12 protein-coding genes are annotated in these 15,022 nt (G+C 65.7%); all 12 read right to left on the reverse strand.

Annotated elements, in window-relative coordinates; translation table 11 throughout:
• Window positions 1-63: 63 nt before the first annotated feature.
• The 12 genes from QLQ86_RS17665 to dacB all read right to left on the reverse strand — a co-directional run bounded on the left by QLQ86_RS17665 (window position 64) and on the right by dacB (window position 14,994).
• The gene (locus QLQ86_RS17665) at window positions 64-654 is read right to left on the reverse strand and encodes a malonic semialdehyde reductase (RefSeq protein WP_282734363.1); all 591 of its coding nucleotides are present in this window, start codon (window positions 652-654) and stop codon (window positions 64-66) included.
• Window positions 655-708: 54 nt separating this feature from the next.
• Window positions 709-1,572, reverse strand: coding sequence for an intradiol ring-cleavage dioxygenase (locus QLQ86_RS17670; protein ID WP_282817828.1), 864 nt, complete (start codon window positions 1,570-1,572; stop codon window positions 709-711).
• Window positions 1,573-1,576: 4 nt separating this feature from the next.
• Window positions 1,577-2,479 (reverse strand): NAD(P)-dependent oxidoreductase, encoded by a 903-nt coding sequence (locus QLQ86_RS17675; protein ID WP_282817829.1) that lies wholly within the window; start codon window positions 2,477-2,479, stop codon window positions 1,577-1,579.
• On the reverse strand, window positions 2,476-3,840 hold the full coding sequence (locus QLQ86_RS17680; RefSeq protein ID WP_282817830.1) for an amidohydrolase family protein: 1,365 nt from the start codon (window positions 3,838-3,840) through the stop codon (window positions 2,476-2,478). The genes QLQ86_RS17675 and QLQ86_RS17680 overlap by 4 nt, the downstream gene beginning before the upstream one ends.
• Complete coding sequence (locus tag QLQ86_RS17685; protein ID WP_456067104.1) at window positions 3,837-4,916, reverse strand: maleylacetate reductase; 1,080 nt, start codon at window positions 4,914-4,916, stop codon at window positions 3,837-3,839. Before QLQ86_RS17685 ends, QLQ86_RS17680 begins: the two co-directional genes overlap by 4 nt.
• A 53-nt stretch (window positions 4,917-4,969) precedes the next feature.
• Complete coding sequence (locus QLQ86_RS17690; RefSeq protein WP_282817831.1) at window positions 4,970-6,529, reverse strand: sugar ABC transporter ATP-binding protein; 1,560 nt, start codon at window positions 6,527-6,529, stop codon at window positions 4,970-4,972.
• An 11-nt stretch (window positions 6,530-6,540) separates the two neighbouring features.
• On the reverse strand, window positions 6,541-7,500 hold the full coding sequence (locus QLQ86_RS17695; RefSeq protein WP_282734368.1) for an ABC transporter permease: 960 nt from the start codon (window positions 7,498-7,500) through the stop codon (window positions 6,541-6,543).
• 14 nt (window positions 7,501-7,514) lie between these two features.
• Window positions 7,515-8,492 carry an ABC transporter permease gene (locus QLQ86_RS17700; protein WP_282734369.1) on the reverse strand — a complete coding sequence of 326 codons (978 nt, stop codon included), beginning with the start codon at window positions 8,490-8,492 and terminating at the stop codon, window positions 7,515-7,517.
• 272 nt (window positions 8,493-8,764) lie between these two features.
• Window positions 8,765-9,703 carry a sugar ABC transporter substrate-binding protein gene (locus tag QLQ86_RS17705; RefSeq protein ID WP_282734370.1) on the reverse strand — a complete coding sequence of 313 codons (939 nt, stop codon included), beginning with the start codon at window positions 9,701-9,703 and terminating at the stop codon, window positions 8,765-8,767.
• Window positions 9,704-10,120: 417 nt separating this feature from the next.
• The gene (gene glnE, locus QLQ86_RS17710) at window positions 10,121-13,108 is read right to left on the reverse strand and encodes a bifunctional [glutamate--ammonia ligase]-adenylyl-L-tyrosine phosphorylase/[glutamate--ammonia-ligase] adenylyltransferase (protein ID WP_282817832.1); all 2,988 of its coding nucleotides are present in this window, start codon (window positions 13,106-13,108) and stop codon (window positions 10,121-10,123) included.
• A gap of 62 nt (window positions 13,109-13,170) precedes the next feature.
• Window positions 13,171-13,542, reverse strand: coding sequence for a diacylglycerol kinase (locus QLQ86_RS17715; protein WP_282817833.1), 372 nt, complete (start codon window positions 13,540-13,542; stop codon window positions 13,171-13,173).
• Window positions 13,543-13,560: 18 nt separating this feature from the next.
• Window positions 13,561-14,994, reverse strand: coding sequence for a D-alanyl-D-alanine carboxypeptidase/D-alanyl-D-alanine endopeptidase (dacB, locus tag QLQ86_RS17720; RefSeq protein ID WP_282817834.1), 1,434 nt, complete (start codon window positions 14,992-14,994; stop codon window positions 13,561-13,563).
• Window positions 14,995-15,022: the final 28 nt, after the last annotated feature.

A 15,022-nucleotide genomic window follows, 5' to 3' on the forward strand; every position in this document is an offset into this window, starting at 1 on the left:
CATTGCCTCCCTTGCGTGGCATGCCTCATGAGGTATCCGGGAGTCGCCTCCCGGAAGGTCGGATCACAGTACTTCGCAAACCTCCTCGAACTTGAAGCGGTCCTGTCGCGGGAAGAGCGCCGAGGCATCGCCGTACCCCAGATTGCAGAGGAAGTTGCTCTTCACCTGGCCATCGGGGAAGAACTCCTCATCCACCGCCGCATTGTTGAAGCCGGACATCGGCCCGGCATTCAGCCCCAGTGCGCGGGCGGCAAGAATGAAGTAGCCACCCTGGATGGAGCTGTTGCGGAACGCCGTCGTATTGATGAAGTCCGTCTTGCCCTCGAACAGCGACTTGGCATCCTTGTTGTGGGAGAACATTCGCGGAAGGTGCTGGTAGAACTCGGTGTCGTAGCCCAGCAAGGCCACCACGGGCGCCTGCATGGTCTTCTCCTGGTTGCCGGGAAGCAGGGCCGGCTTGAGGCGCTCCTTGGCTTCCTGGCTCTTCAGGAAGAGCACGCGAAGGGGCTGGCAGTTCATGGAGGTCGGACCGAAATGCATCAGGTGATACAGCTCGCGCAGCTTCTCCTCGCTGACATCCTGGTCCTTCCACACGTTATGGGTACGCGCCTCGGTGAACAGGGTCTCGATCGCGGTGTTGTCGATAGCAGTCATGTCGCTTTCCTCTTGCTGGATGGTGGTTGCTGGATGGTTTCTCTTGCGATGCGACTAGCGGCTCGCCTTCAGGCCGAAGTCGTATGTCAGATGGCGGAAGGGGACTTCCATCGACCGTCCATCCGGTGCTCTTCCCGGCGGCAGCAACGCGTACTCCCTGACCAGGGAATCCTTGACACCGAAGACGGCGTCGGAGTCGAGATAGGGGTCGTCCTCGGCGAAGACCTGGGTCACCAGAGTCTCGTAGCCCTCGGCCATCAGCATGAAGTGCACATGGGCGGGGCGGTAAGGGTGTCGACCGGTGATTTCCAGCATCTTGCCGACGGGTCCGTCGGTGGGGATCGGATAGGGTGAGGGGGTCACCGTCCAGAAGGCATAGCGCCCCTGGTCGTCGGTGGTGAACCTGGCCCGCAGCGAGGCACTCTCGAGCTCCTTCTGGACGTCGTAGAACCCTTCGCTGTCCGATTGCCAGACATCGACCACGACATTGGCCAGCGGCTCGCCGCGACCGTCATGCACCCGCCCCTCCACGAAGAAGGGCTCTCCCTCGACGTTCCAGTCGATCGACTCGCCCTGGGCGACCTGGGGCGGGTCGGCCACGTAGAAGGGTCCCAGCACCGTGCTTTCCGACACCATCGGGTCCGATGTCTGATGATTGATGGCATCGACGAGCATCGTCACGCCCAGGGTGTCGGAGAGCAGGATGAACTCCTGACGCTTGTCGTCGCACATCTGGCCGGTGCGGGTCAGGAAGTCGATGGCGTCGGTCCACTCCTTCTCGGTGGGCTCCACCTCGCGGATGAAGGCGTGCAGGTGGGTGACCAGGCTGTTCAGCACGCGCTTCAGGCGCTCGTCACTGCAGCCGGCGAACTGCTCGATCACGGCATCCGTGATGTTCTCTGCATTCAGGTTTCGCATGGGGTCATTTCCTCTCGATGGCCGGCAGCCCGGAGAGGCGCTCGGTGTGGTGGATCGTGGCGATGTAGTCATCCTCACCATGCCCCGTGCCGATCAGGGAGCTGTAGGCCTCGCGCATCTGGGCGGCCAGGGGTACGGCGACACCGTCCCCATGGGCACAGCCGAGGATCAGGTCCAGGTCCTTGGCCATCTGAGCGGCCGAGAAGGTGGAGGTGAAGTCACGGTCCTTCAGCGGCTGGGTCTTGTACTTGACCATCGGCGAGCCCACGGCACTGTCGGCCATCAGGTCCAGCATCGCCTCCCAGCCGATGTTGCCCTTGCGGGCCATCGCCAGAGCCTCGCCCATCATTCCGGCGCTCACCGCGATCATCAGGTTGATGGCCAGCTTGGCGTAGCGAGCCTGTTCCTCGTCACCGAGCCAGTACTGGGCCTTGGTGAAGGTGGCCATCACCGGCACGGCCCCATCCAGCGCCTCGCGCGGCCCGGAGACCATGGCCGACAGGGTGCCGGATTCGGCGGCGACCGGGTTGCCCGACACCGGGCTGCGCAGATAGGCAATGCCCCGCTCCTCGGCGGCCGTGGCCACGCGAGCGGAGGCCTCGATGCTGACGGTGCTGGTCTCGACCAGCACGCTGCCCGGGGCCATCGCCTCGATCAGCCCACCCGACCCCAGTGTCAGGCCAAGCAGCGCCCGGTCATCGGGAATCGACACGAACACCAGGCCACAACCTTCGACGGCGGAGGCCAGGTCATCTTGTGCCCTGATGCCGGACTGCTCGGCCAGCGCTGTCCGCTCGGCGCTGAGATCGAACCCCTGGACGGGATAGCCGGCGGCGGCGATCCGCGTCGCCATGGGCAAGCCCAGCTTGCCAAGGCCGATCCAGGCTACCTTGGTGGTAGTTGTCATTGTGACGCCCCCTCTTGTTGGCGTGACTGAAGCTCGGCGTAGATGCGGTGACCGGAGGCTGCCAGCTGGCTGATCCCCTCCTCGACGTCCGCCAGCAGCTTGCCGTGTCGCTTGTGGAACTCTCCCGCCACCATGACGCTGTCAATGTTGGCGAGACTCGCCTGCATGACCACGGTCGAGACCGGGTCATTGACCGGCTGCATGTTCAGCCGACTGCTGTCGAGCAGCACGATGTCGGCCTGCTTGCCAGGGGTCAGGCTGCCGATGCGCTCCTCGAGTCCGAGGGCGCGGGCACCGTCGAGGGTGATCCACTGAAGCGCCTCACGGGTGCGGATGGTCGAGGTGTCGGGAATGCTGCCCTGCTCGCGCCGCGAGGCATCGTTGTCCAGCGAGCGCTGCATGCCCAGCGCCATCCGCGCCACCGTGAACATGTCCCCGGAGATCACCGATTCGAGATCCACCCCCAGGGAGACGACGCCGCCGTGTCGGCGAACGTGACCGGTGATCGGGAACCCGTGCCCCTGGGTCATCTCGTTCTCCGGGGCGATGGAGAAGGTCACGCCCTGCTCGCAGAAGCGAGCCAGCTGTCCGTCGTCCAGGCTCTGCCCGTGCACGATGTTGATGTCCGGCCCCAGCAGCCCCTGCTCCTCGATCACGTCCCAGCCACCGGGGCTGACGGCCTTGCCGCCGCCCTGGTGCATCGAGGCCACCAGGCCGAACTCCTTGGCCAGTTCGAAATCGTGCAGGGTGACATCGAGGGTGGAGTAGTGGGGGCCGAGGATGGCCAGGCCCAGGGTCACGCGCCCCTCGCGGTCGCCCAACGGGCCGGCGAGCAGCCGCTCGACCTCGCTGCGCGGATGGGGAATCTCGCTGAAGTGCGGCTGGCCCGGCTTGGGATCCGGCTTGGGCGAGCCATGGAAGAACAGTGCCCGGATACCGGACGCCTCGAGCCCGCGAATCGCCGCATCGGTATGCTCGGGCGTGGGGTTGTTGTGGCACCAGTCACCCAGGGTGGTGGTACCGCAGTTGAGCTGGTTGAGGGCCCCCATGCGGGTGGCGATGTGGATGTCATCCGGGGTGAACAGGGTCGCCAGGCCGCGATGCACATGGCCGAAGTACTCAAGCAGCGTCCAGTTGGCGGCGACGCCGCGCAGGGCCGTCTGCCAGGTATGCATATGGGCATTGACCAGGCCGGGGATCAGGATGCCGCCCCGGCAGTCGATGACCTCGGCGCCCTCGGCGGGAAGGTCCTGGCCCACGGCCAGGATCCGGTCGTCCTCCACCAGCACCTGGCCATCGGCCAGATCGCCGATCTCGGGATCCATGGTCACCACGGTGGCATTGGTCAGCAGGGTCTTCATGCGTCGGTAACCTCCCTTGACGTCGGGCGACGGCCGGCATAGGCATCGCTCAAGAGGCGGTGGATGCCGTCGGCCTCGATCTCGCGTGGATTCCAGTAGGGATTGCTCGTGGCGATCTCGGTCGCCCGGTCGATATCGCTTTCCTGCAGGCCGATATCGGCCAGGGCCAGTGGCGCGCCCACGGCGCGCGCCAGGTCATGGAGCCCGCCGGCCGCATCGTCGCTGCCCAGCGCCCGGGCGATGCGGGACATCGCCTCCGGGGCGGCTCCGGCGTTGTAGGCCACGGCGTGGGGCAGCACGATGGTGTGGGTCTCGGCATGGGGCAGGTCGAAGGAGCCGCCCAGGGTGTGACAGAGCTTGTGATGCAACGACATCCCGACGGAGCCGAGGCAGGCACCGCATAGCCAGGCGCCATAGAGGGCATCGGAACGCGCGGTCTGGTTGGCCGGTTCCTTGGCGATCAGCGGCAGGCTGCGCGACAGGGCCGCAATGCCCTCCTCCGCCATCAGCGAGACCACCGGGTTGCGGTCCTTGGCGTAGAGCGCCTCCACCGCATGGGCGATGGCATTGATGCCGCTGGTACCGGACATGCCGACCGGCAGGCCCAGCGTCAGGTCGACGTCGTAGATCACCACCTCGGGCAGTACCTCGAGGGTGCGCTGGGTCGTCTTGAGGCCATCCCGGGTTTCCCCGAGGATCGGCGTCATCTCGGAGCCGGCATAGGTCGTGGGAATCGCCACCTGGGGCAGGCCGGTACGCAGCGCGATGGCCTTTCCCAGGCCGATGGTGGAGCCGCCCCCGATGGCCACGGTGCAGTCCGCCTCGAGTTCCTCCAGGTGGCGCATCGCCGCGTCGGTCACCTCGACCGGGGTGTGCATCCTGGCCTCGGCGAAGAGGCCGGCCCCGAGCTCGCCCAACTGGGCGAGCACCTCGCGGGCCTGGCCGGCCTGCTCGGGCGTTGCCAGGACGAGTGCACGCTGGCAGCCCAGCTCACGGACCTCGTCGGCGAGGCGGGACAGGGTTCCCTGGCCGAAGATGACGCGTGACGGCAGGCCGTTGTAGATGAAGGGCATCATGGTGGTGTCCTCGTGATTGCGTGGGAAGCTCGGGCGCGGCTCGCGTGGCCACATCAGGCCGAGGCCGCGGGGGCAGGCCCGCTGGCGTCCGTGACGTACTGTCCGGTGATGGCCTGAACCAGCTTGTCCTCGGATACGGCATCGCCGTCGAATTCCGCCGTCACCCGGCCGTCATACATCGCGATGATGCGATTGCTGACGCCCAGCACCTCGGGCATTTCCGACGAGATCACCAGCACCGCATAGCCCGACCGGGCCAGCTCCTTGATCAGCGCATGGATCTCGGCCTTGGAGCCCACGTCGATGCCGCGGGTCGGCTCGTCCAGGATCAGCAGCTTGGGATGGGTATGCAGCCACTTGCCGATGACGATCTTCTGCTGGTTGCCGCCACTTAGGTTGCCGACCTTCTGGCGCCAGCTGGGCGTCTTGATCTTCATCGCCTGCTGGTACTTGTCGTAGACGACCTTCTCTTCCCCGGTCTTCATGAAGCCCATGGAGGAGACACTGCCAAGCGCCGAGAGCGTCATGTTGTCGCGACAGTTCATGCCGAGGATCAGGCCCTGATCCTTGCGATCCTCCGGGACCAGGGCGATGCCCTTGACGACCGCATCGTGGCTGGAGTGGATCGTCTGGGCCTTGCCTTCGAGCAGAATCTCGCCGGCGGATGGCTGACGCAGGCCGAAGATCGTCTCGGCGACCTCGGAGCGGCCCGCCCCGACCAGCCCGTACATGCCGACGATCTCGCCCTTGCGGACACTGAAGCTGACGTCCTCGAACACCCCTTTCACGGTGAGGTGACGCAGTTCCAGCATCTTCTCGCCGAACTCGCTGGGCTTGCTGGCATGATCGAGTTCGAGGGTCCTGCCGATCATCAGCTTGGTGACCTCATCCTCGCTGGTGTCGGCCGTATTCAGGGTCCCGTTGTACTCGCCGTCACGCAGGACCGAGATGCGCTGGGAGAGGTGGAAGATCTCGTCCATGCGATGCGAGATGTAGACGATCCCGACCCCCTGCTCCTGGAGGTTGCGGATGATGTCGTAGAGCACCGGCTTCTCGTGATCGGTCAGTGATGCCGTCGGCTCGTCGAAGACCACGATCCGGGGGGTGAAGACCAGGGCCCGGGCGATTTCCACCATCTGCTTCTTGGCGATGGAGAGGTTGCTGACCATGTCGCGCGAGCTGAAGGTGCACTTGAGACGCTTGAGTATCTCGGTGCTGTCGGCGTGCAGCTTCTTCCAGTCGACGCGGTTGCCCCATTTCAGCGGCAGGCTGCCCAGGAAGATGTTCTCCGCCACCGACATCTCGGGGACCAGCGACTGCTCCTGGTGAATTAGCACGATGCCGCTCTTCTTGGCCTGCTTGGGGTTCTCGAAGGACTTCTCCTCGCCCGCGAGGATGATCTGCCCCCCGTTGGGCTGATGCTTGCCGGCCAGCACCTTCATCAGGGTGGACTTGCCGGCGCCGTTCTCGCCCAGCAGGGCATGGACCTCGCCCGCCCTGACGTCGAAGCTGACCTTGTTCAGGGCCACCACACCGGGAAACTTCTTGGTGATGTCGATCAACGACAGTACGGGGCTCGGGGAATCCGCAGCGTGGCGGGGATTCCGACTCATGGCTGCAGTGCTCATATGCTGACTCCCTTGCTGGCATGGACATTGAGCCGCTGGTCGATGATCAGCACCGAGATCAGGATGGCGCCGAGAATGACCAGCACGTAGAAGGCCGGCACCTGCATCAGGTTCATGCCGTTACGCAGGATCCCGATGGCCAGCACGCCGCCCAGGGTGCCGGTGATGCTGCCGTATCCACCTGTCAGCTTGGTGCCGCCGAGCACCACGGCCGTGATGGTCCAGAGCTCGTAGTCACGGCCCAGGTTCGGCGTGGCAGCCCCCATCTGGGTCGCCAGGAGCACCCCGGCGAGGGCGGCGAAGAAGCCCACGATGATGAAGTTGATCATCATGTGACGGCCGATGCGGATGCCCGCATCCAGGGCGGCCTCGGGGTTGCCACCCACGGCAAAGGTATTGCGCCCATGACCGGTCTTCTTCAGCACCAGGTGCATCACCAGGGTGCAGATGAGAAAGATGATGGCGAGCACGGGGATCGGCCCGATCGAGGCGGTCCCGAAGTCGGAGAAGGCGAAGTTGGTGGCGTAGAAGGACTGCTCTTCGGTGTAGATGAAGATGAGGCCGCGGACACCGATCATCGCCCCCAGGGTCACGATGAAGGCGTTGACGCCGGTCTTCCAGACGATCAGGCCATTGATGGCGCCCAGGACAAGGCCCGATGCCAGGGCGGCGATGACCGCGATGGTGATGCCATAATCCTGAAGGCCGACCGACAGCGATGCCGCCAGCCCCAGGACGGCGCCCACCGAGAGGTCGATGTTGCCGTTGATCATCACGTAGGTCATGCCCAGGGCGATCAGCCCGATCGTCGAGGTCTGGACCAGGATGTTGGTCAGGTTCCCGACCGAGAGGAAGTACTCCGACATGAAGCTGAAGAAGACGGTAATGACGATGACGAATACCCAGATCGGCTGGATGACGCCACTGCCCTTGAGAAAATCCTTCACGTTAATCATGTTGATCACCAGGTTCAGGAGTGAGTCGTGAACAGACGCTTGCGCTTGTTGGCAAGGTCCAGCCACACCGCCAGGATGATGATCACCCAGGTGACGAGCCATTGGGTGTAATAGGGGTAGCCCACCAGCAGCAGACCGTTCTGGATGAAGCCCAGGATCAATACCCCGATGACCGTCTTCCAGATGCTGCCGGCGCCGCCCAGCAGGCTGGTTCCCCCCAGGATGATCCCGGCCAGCACCAGCAGCTCGTAGCCCTGCCCGACGTTGTTCTGGGACCCCATGACCCGCGAGCCCAGCACCAGGGCGGCACAGGCCACGCAGAAGGCCGAGATCAGATAGGTACTGAACACGCACCAGTTCTTGCGGATGCCGGAGTAGACGGCGGCGGCCGGGTTGCCGCCGACGGCGAAGATGCGCCGACCGTAGCTGGTGTAGGACATGACGACCTGCACGATGATCGCCAGCAAGGCAAAGAGGATCACCGGTACCGCGATACCCAGCACATAGCCACGACCGAAGAAGGCGAACCAGGTGTCGCTCGAGTTGGCGATATCGACGTTCTGTCCGCCGCTGTAGATCAGCACCAGCCCCTGGATCGCCGACAGCATCGCCAGGGTGACGATCAGCGAGTTCAGCCTCATGAAGCCGATCAGGAAGCCGTTGACGGCTCCGATCAGCAGGGTGAGGACGAACATCAGGATGATGGCACCGGCCGGCCCGATCTTGTCATGCAGATCGACGACCAGCACCGTCGAGAAGGAGAGCATCGACCCGACGGAGAGATCCAGGTTACCGCCGATGATGACCACAGTGACGCCCACGGCAATGATACCGATGATCGAAGCCTGGCGGACCACCGTCATGATGTTTGACTGGGAGAGGAACTGTTCGGAGAACAGCGAGAAAGCAAACATGCAGAGAAGAAAGAAGACCAGGATGCCCTGAGCGGAAAGAAAGTTCAGGAGACCCGCTTTATGCTTCTTGCTCAGCATGATGGCTTGTTTACCTTGTTCTACAGAAGCCATGATACTCACCTATGTTGGCGCTACGGACTGAAGGCCAGGGTGTTTCCGTTGCAGTCGACGCCCCGCTGGCATACCCGGGGGCATGCCACCGAATCGTGTGACCTTCTGACCATTCGTCACGGCCAACGGAGTGTGGTTTTCGGTATTCCGCGAGAGCCTTCATCGACCGCTGCGGAGCCATTGGCCTGGGGAGACGCGGGAAGGCACGAGTTCCCTTCGTGCCCCGAGAGTTACGATATTCAGAACACGGGCTTTTCGAACTCGGCCAGGTTGTCGGCGGTGATCTTGGGCGTCTCGAAGAAGTTCATCTTCGGCACATCCTCTCCCGACAGCACGTCGAGGGCAGTCTGGAGGGCCGCTTCCGCGTCATCGACCGGTGACTGGTAGATGGAGCCGTAGTACTCGCCACGTTCGATGGCCTCGTAGCCCACGGCGAAATTGGTGGCACCGATAAAAACGATCTCATCGGCGCGGTCGGCGCTCTTGGCGGCATTCAGGGCACCGACACCCATGTTGTCATCTCCGGCGTAGACGCCGTCGATGTCATCGTATTTGGTGAGGAAGTTTTCCATGACCCGCTGGGCCTTCTCGCGGTTCCAGTCCGCGGGCTGGGTCTCCACGAGTTCGATCCCGGGGCATGCCTCGGCCAGTCGCTCCTCGAAGCCCTGGGAACGCTCCATGGCCGTGGTATACCCCGGCTGGCCGGCGATCTGCACGATCTGACCCTCGCCATCGAGGGCCTCGCACATCATCTCGGCAGAAGAGGCCCCCTGCTGGACGTTGTCGGGGCCGGAGAAGGAGGCGATATACTCCATGCCGGCCTCGGCGATCTTGGAGTTGGTCACCACGACGGGGATACCGGCCTTGTGGGCCTGGCGGATGGCCGGGATCACCGCCTGGCCGTTGGTTGGCCAGATGATGATGGCATCCACATTCTGCTGGATGAGATCCTGCATCTGGCCGATCTGACGTGCCACATCGCCGCCGGCATCGAGCACTACGATATCGACATTGCCTTGCTTCTCGGCCGCCTCCTCGAAGGCGCTTTCATAGGTCGTCTGGTAGCTGTCGACACCGACATTGTTCTGGGTGATGCCGATCCGGTAGGACTCCTCGGCCTGAGCGAGGCCCGCGGAGAGCATCATGACACTGGTCGCTAGCGCTGTTTTGTAGAACATGTTGTCACCTGCTTTGTTTTAGTTGGTCTCACCGACTCGCCGGAGGGGCTTGTCAGGGTCAGGGGGAGCTTAGGGCCGAGGCTTGATTCACCGCAACGCGACCATCCTGTCGAAATGACCAATCTGGATACTTTTCCGTCCCGCTTCGCCCGAGGAAGGGGCAATGTCTGGGAAAAGGCGGCGCTACGGCCTGTTAACCCGCTGTAATGACAGGGGGGGGAAGCCCCATGGCAACTGTTACTGAGGAATTCCGTGATAACGGCAAAGCGATGGCGCAGACGCAAGACGCCCCGCCTGTCGTCGACAGGCGGGGCGTCTGATCACGCTCCGAAGCCAGCTCGGCTGGCCACTAGGCCACCGGCGCCAGCCTGCTGGCAACGATGGCCTGCTGTCGCGCACCACGTCGAACCCGCGCGCTCAGTGGCCTTGCGGTTCGAGCAGGCGCTGCCAGAGCTCGATGACGGCCTCGCGATGCGCCCGGAAGTCCTCGTTGCTCCCGCGCCCGGCCCCACCGGTCAGGGCCGTCCGGTGGGCGGCAGTGCGCAAGGCCAGGTAGGCCTCGCGCAGTCGCTGGCACGTCTCGGCCGGCAGGCGCTCGGTGGCCTCCAGGGTCTCGAGGATGCGCATGTTGTCGCTGTAGGCCAGGAGGTCCGGCGTCTCATGGCCCATGGCCAGCACCGCGTACTGGCAGAGAAACTCGATGTCGACCATCCCGCCGGGGTCGTGCTTGAGGTCGAAATCGTCGCCCTCGCCCTTGCTGCCCAGGTGGTCGCGCATCTTGTGGCGCATCTTCACCACCTCCTTGCGCAGCGCCTCGAGATCCCGCTGGCGGCCGAGGATCTCGCCGCGAATCTCGTCGAAACGCTCGGCCAACCGCGGATGGCCGGCCACCACCCGGGCCCGCACCAGGGCCTGGTGCTCCCAGGTCCAGGCCTGCTCGCGCTGGTAGTCGGCGAAGGCCGAGAGCGTCGAGACCAGCAGCCCGGAGTTGCCCGAGGGGCGCAGGCGCATGTCCACCTCATAGAGGCTGCCCGCCGGCGTCACCGCGGTGAGCAGGTGGATGATCCGCTGGCCCAGCCGGGTGAAGAAGACCGCATTGTCGATGGGGCGCTTGCCATCGGTGGTCCCCTGGGTGGCACCATCGTGGAGGAACACTAGGTCCAGGTCGGAGCTGTAGCCCAGTTCGATGCCGCCGAGCTTGCCGTAGCCGACCACCAGGAACTCGGGCTCGCTGCCGCAGCGCCCCTCCTCGCGACGTTCCGGGAAGCCATGCTTGCGGGTCAGGTGCTTCCAGGCCATGGCCAGTACCGCCTCCAGGACCACCTCGGCGATGTAGGTGAGATAGTCGCTGACCTTCATCAGGTGGCGGGTGCCGGCGATGTCGGAGGCCGCCACGTGCAGCACCTGGGCATGCTTGAAGACCCGCAGGGCCTCGAGCTGGGCCTCCTCGTCATCCTCAGGCAGCCGCCCCAGGGCCTGGCGCAGCTCGTCGGCCAGGCGCTCCTTGTCGGCCGGAGTGTAGAGGGTCTCCGGGGTCAACAGCTCATCGAGCAGGATGGGATGGCGGGCGAGCTGGGCGGCGATCCAGGGGCTGGCGCTGCACAGCTTCATCAGGTGCCCCAGGGCATCCGGGTTCTCGCGCAGCAGCGCCAGGTAGGCGGTGCGTCGCAACACCGCCTCGACCAGCGGAAGCACCCTCTCCAGGGCGATGTCCGGGGTCTCGCTGCCGGCCACGGCATCGAGCAGCAGCGGCATCAGGGCCTCCAGCCGTTCGAAGCCGATACGCTGCATGGCCTGCACCTGGCGGGACTGGCGCATCGCCCGTAGCCGGCGCAGGGCGGCATCCGGTTCCGCCAGGCCGGCCTCCTCCAGCAGCTCCCGGGCCTCGTCCTCCTCCAGCTCGTCGCGCCACAGTGCGCGCCACTCCTCCAGGCCGACGGCACCGGAGGCCTGGTCGGCGTCATCGGCCTCGTCCACCTCCTCCTCGGGCTCGGCGATCACCGCATCGAAGTGCCGGCGCACCCGCTCCCGGACCTCGTCGAGGCGTGCCATCACCGCCGGCCAGTCCTCCATGTCGAGCGCCAGGGCCACGCGCTCGCGGTCGTTATCGTCGTCGGGCAGGGTCTGGGTCTGGCGATCCTCCAGGGCCTGCAGCACATGCTCCAGGTCGCGCAGGAAGACATAGTCGGGCATCAGCTCGTCGACGACCTCCCGGGGCAACAGGCCGAGCTCGGGCAGGCGCTCCAGGGCGGTCTTGAGCGAGGTGACCTGCAGTTCGGTGTCGCGGCCGCCGCGGATCAGCTGAAAGGCCTGGACCACGAACTCCACCTCACGAATGCCCCCGGGGCCAAGCTTGATGTTGCCCTGCATCCCCTTGCGCCGGACCTCACGGTTGATCATCGACTTGAGCTCGCGCAGCGACTCGATGGCGCCGAAGTCGAGGTACTTGCGGTACACGAAGGGGCGCAGGCTCGACAACAGCTCGGCGCCCGCCCCCAGGTCGCCGGCCACCGGCCGTGCCTTGAGCATGGCGTAGCGTTCCCACTCGCGCCCCTGATCCTGGTAGTAGCCGGCGAGCGAGGAGAAGCTCCCCACCAGGGGGCCGCCATCGCCCAGCGGGCGCAGGCGCATGTCGACGCGAAAGGCGAAGCCGTCGGCGGTCACCGCATCCAGGGCGGTGATCAGCCGCTGGCCAAGCTTGGTGAAATATTCCTGGTGCTCCAGGGACTTGCGACCGCCCTCGGTCTCGCCCTTCTCGGGGAAGGCGAAGATCAGGTCGATATCGGAAGAGAGGTTCAGCTCGCCGGCACCGAGCTTGCCCATGCCCAGCACCACCAGCCGCTGCTCGCTGCCGTCGCGACGCGGGGCGGGCCACCCCCAGCGCGGCGCGAAATGCGCCTCGAGCCAGGCCAGAGCCGCCTCCACGCAGGTCTCGGCGAGTCGCGACACCGCGCCACTGGTCTCCCACATGTCGATGCCCGGGGGGCGGGTCAGGTCACGCCAGACGATGCCCAGCATGCGTGCGCGACGAAAACGGCGGATGGCGCCATGCAGGGCCTCCTCGTCCTCGGCGACCTCCAGCCTCTCGTCGAGCCAGTCTCGTTGGGCCTCCGCGGAGGGCGTTGCGTCCAGTTCGCCGCTGGCATCCAGGTGCAACAGCCACTCTGGATAGCGCACCAGGGTCTCGGCGGCGAAGGTCGAGACGGCCAGCACCCGCGACAACTGACGGCGCCGCTCATCCGACAGCGCCAGCCAGTCCTCCAGCGGGGAGTCGCTGCCGTTCATGTCGGCCAGGTTGTCGGCCTGCTCCAGCGAGCTCGCCAGCCTGTCGCGAGCGTGCGCCAGGGGAGCCCTCAGGGGCTCGGGAATGTCATCCAGCGGCAGGAAGTCATCGGGCAGGGCCATGGGCATCTCGCATCCGGTTCTCGAATGCCTCCAGCATAGCGAAGCCAGCCCTGCTCCATAACCTAGGCGAGGAATTTCTGCCAGACCAAGAAGCCCCAGGTCAGGCCGACGATCAACAGCGAGAGCATCACGGCCGCCGAACTGATGTCCTTGGCGCGCCCAGAGAGCTCATGGTGCTCGGTGCCGATGCGATCCACCACGTTCTCGATGGCGCTGTTGAGCAGTTCCACGATCAGCACCAGCAGGCAGCTACCCACCAGCAGGATCCACTCTACCGGCCCCTGGCCGATCCACCAGGCCAGCGGCAGCAGGACCAGGCAGACCCCGAGCTCCTGGCGGAAGGCTGCCTCGTTGCGAAAGGCAGCCCTGAGTCCCTTGAGGGAGTAGCGAGTGGAGTGCACCAGGTGCTGCCAGCCGGTGTGTCCTGGCTTCATGTCGCGAGGTCCGGGGTATCAGTGGGCATCGATCATCTCCTCGAGGTCGGCGGCCAATGGGTCGAGTACCTGCTGCCAGTTGAGCCAGGGGGTGTTCGAGGTACCGTTGACGATCGCCGCGAACACGCCCCACTGCCCGCTGCGGGTGCGGAAGTAGCCGCCCACGGCGCGCACCGCCACCGGCTGGTTGAGGGTGCCGGTCTTGAGCATCACATGCTGCTGGAAGGTCGTTGATCCGCGGCGCAGGAAGCGCATCACGCCGTTGGCCGGCGACTGCAGGGCAGCGACGAAACTGGGGAAGAGTGCCGGCCGACGGTACATGCTCTCCAGCAGGGCGGTGATGCCCGCCGCCGAGGTGCGGTTCTCGGGGGTGAGACCGCTGCCGCTGCGCAGGGTCACGGGACCATGGTCGGGCAGACCAGTCACGAAGGCCTCCAGCGCCCCGCCGGCCTGCACCAGGCCGGCGCGGGGGGATTCCACCAGGTTCAGCGCCAGCTGGTCGGCCATGAAGTTGTTGGAGTGGTTGAGGGTGCGCAGCAGCAGCTCCTGCAGCGGCTCGCTCTCCACCTCGGCCAGGGAGCGGGCCTCGGCCGGCGGCTCGGTGGACGCCACCCCGGCACCGTCACGCACGCGGATTCCGGCCTGTTCCAGCATCGCCAGCAGGGTGGCCGCACTCTGGCGCGCCGGGTCGGAACTGGCCCGGTAGATGGACCGGGGGCGGGCATTGGTGGAGATCTGTCCGCTCACCACCATCACGTCGCCGCTGTCGCGCAGCACCCGCTCGGCATTGAGCCGGGTGCCGCTGTCGTCGGGCTTCGTCTCGACGCGGTTGTCGATCCCGACGATCGGCGCCTGGCTGTCGCAGCTGGTGATGCGGGCGGACTCGCCGGGCACGGCGGCGGGGGCCACGTTGACGCACCAGCTGCCATGGTTCACCCCGGCCGACGAGAGCAGCGCACTGTAGGCGTTGGCCACCCGGGAATGGGCCTGACAGCGGTCGGTGGTGATGCACTCCACCGGGCCATAGCGCCACTGGCTGACCACCAGGCGTCCCTCGACCCGGCGCACGCCGGCCTGGTGCAGCCGCTGCGTGAGCCGCCACAGGTCCTCGCTGGTCAGCATAGGGTCGCCCCCGCCGTCGAGCACCAGGTCACCGTGCAGCACCCCGTCCGCACCGGGCTCGGCCAGACTTACCAGCCGGGTGGAGAAGCGGTGCTGCGGCCCCCAGCGCTCCAGCGCCGCCGCCGCCAGGTAGACCTTGGACACCGAAGCCGGTGACAGCTGGCGCTCGGGCCCGATGGCGCCCAGGACCTCGCCGCTGTTCAGCAAGCGGGCCTCGGCACCGAGCAGGAAGCCCTTGTCGGCGAGTTCGGCCAGGCGGGTGAAGCCGCTCGCCTGGGCGAAGAGCGGCAGCAGCGTCAGCAGGACGCAGAGCAGCGGGCGACGGAGCATGGGACCTCCAGGCAGCATGAGAGGCCTC

It is taken from the genome of Halomonas rhizosphaerae, from assembly GCF_030012485.1.
GTDB lineage: Bacteria > Pseudomonadota > Gammaproteobacteria > Pseudomonadales > Halomonadaceae > Halomonas > Halomonas rhizosphaerae.

Excerpts from the sequence above, each read along its gene's own strand:
- QLQ86_RS17665 (WP_282734363.1), bottom strand. The coding sequence starts at position 654 with ATGACTGCTATCGACAACACCGCGATCGAGACCCTGTTCACCGAGGCG.
- glnE (WP_282817832.1), bottom strand. The coding sequence starts at position 13,108 with ATGGCCCTGCCCGATGACTTCCTGCCGCTGGATGACATTCCCGAGCCC.
- QLQ86_RS17680 (WP_282817830.1), bottom strand. The coding sequence starts at position 3,840 with ATGAAGACCCTGCTGACCAATGCCACCGTGGTGACCATGGATCCCGAG.
- dacB (WP_282817834.1), bottom strand. The coding sequence starts at position 14,994 with ATGCTCCGTCGCCCGCTGCTCTGCGTCCTGCTGACGCTGCTGCCGCTC.
- QLQ86_RS17675 (WP_282817829.1), bottom strand. The coding sequence starts at position 2,479 with ATGACAACTACCACCAAGGTAGCCTGGATCGGCCTTGGCAAGCTGGGC.
- QLQ86_RS17715 (WP_282817833.1), bottom strand. The coding sequence starts at position 13,542 with ATGAAGCCAGGACACACCGGCTGGCAGCACCTGGTGCACTCCACTCGC.
- QLQ86_RS17700 (WP_282734369.1), bottom strand. The coding sequence starts at position 8,492 with ATGCTGAGCAAGAAGCATAAAGCGGGTCTCCTGAACTTTCTTTCCGCT.
- QLQ86_RS17690 (WP_282817831.1), bottom strand. The coding sequence starts at position 6,529 with ATGAGTCGGAATCCCCGCCACGCTGCGGATTCCCCGAGCCCCGTACTG.
- QLQ86_RS17685 (WP_456067104.1), bottom strand. The coding sequence starts at position 4,916 with ATGATGCCCTTCATCTACAACGGCCTGCCGTCACGCGTCATCTTCGGC.
- QLQ86_RS17695 (WP_282734368.1), bottom strand. The coding sequence starts at position 7,500 with ATGATTAACGTGAAGGATTTTCTCAAGGGCAGTGGCGTCATCCAGCCG.
- QLQ86_RS17670 (WP_282817828.1), bottom strand. The coding sequence starts at position 1,572 with ATGCGAAACCTGAATGCAGAGAACATCACGGATGCCGTGATCGAGCAG.
- QLQ86_RS17705 (WP_282734370.1), bottom strand. The coding sequence starts at position 9,703 with ATGTTCTACAAAACAGCGCTAGCGACCAGTGTCATGATGCTCTCCGCG.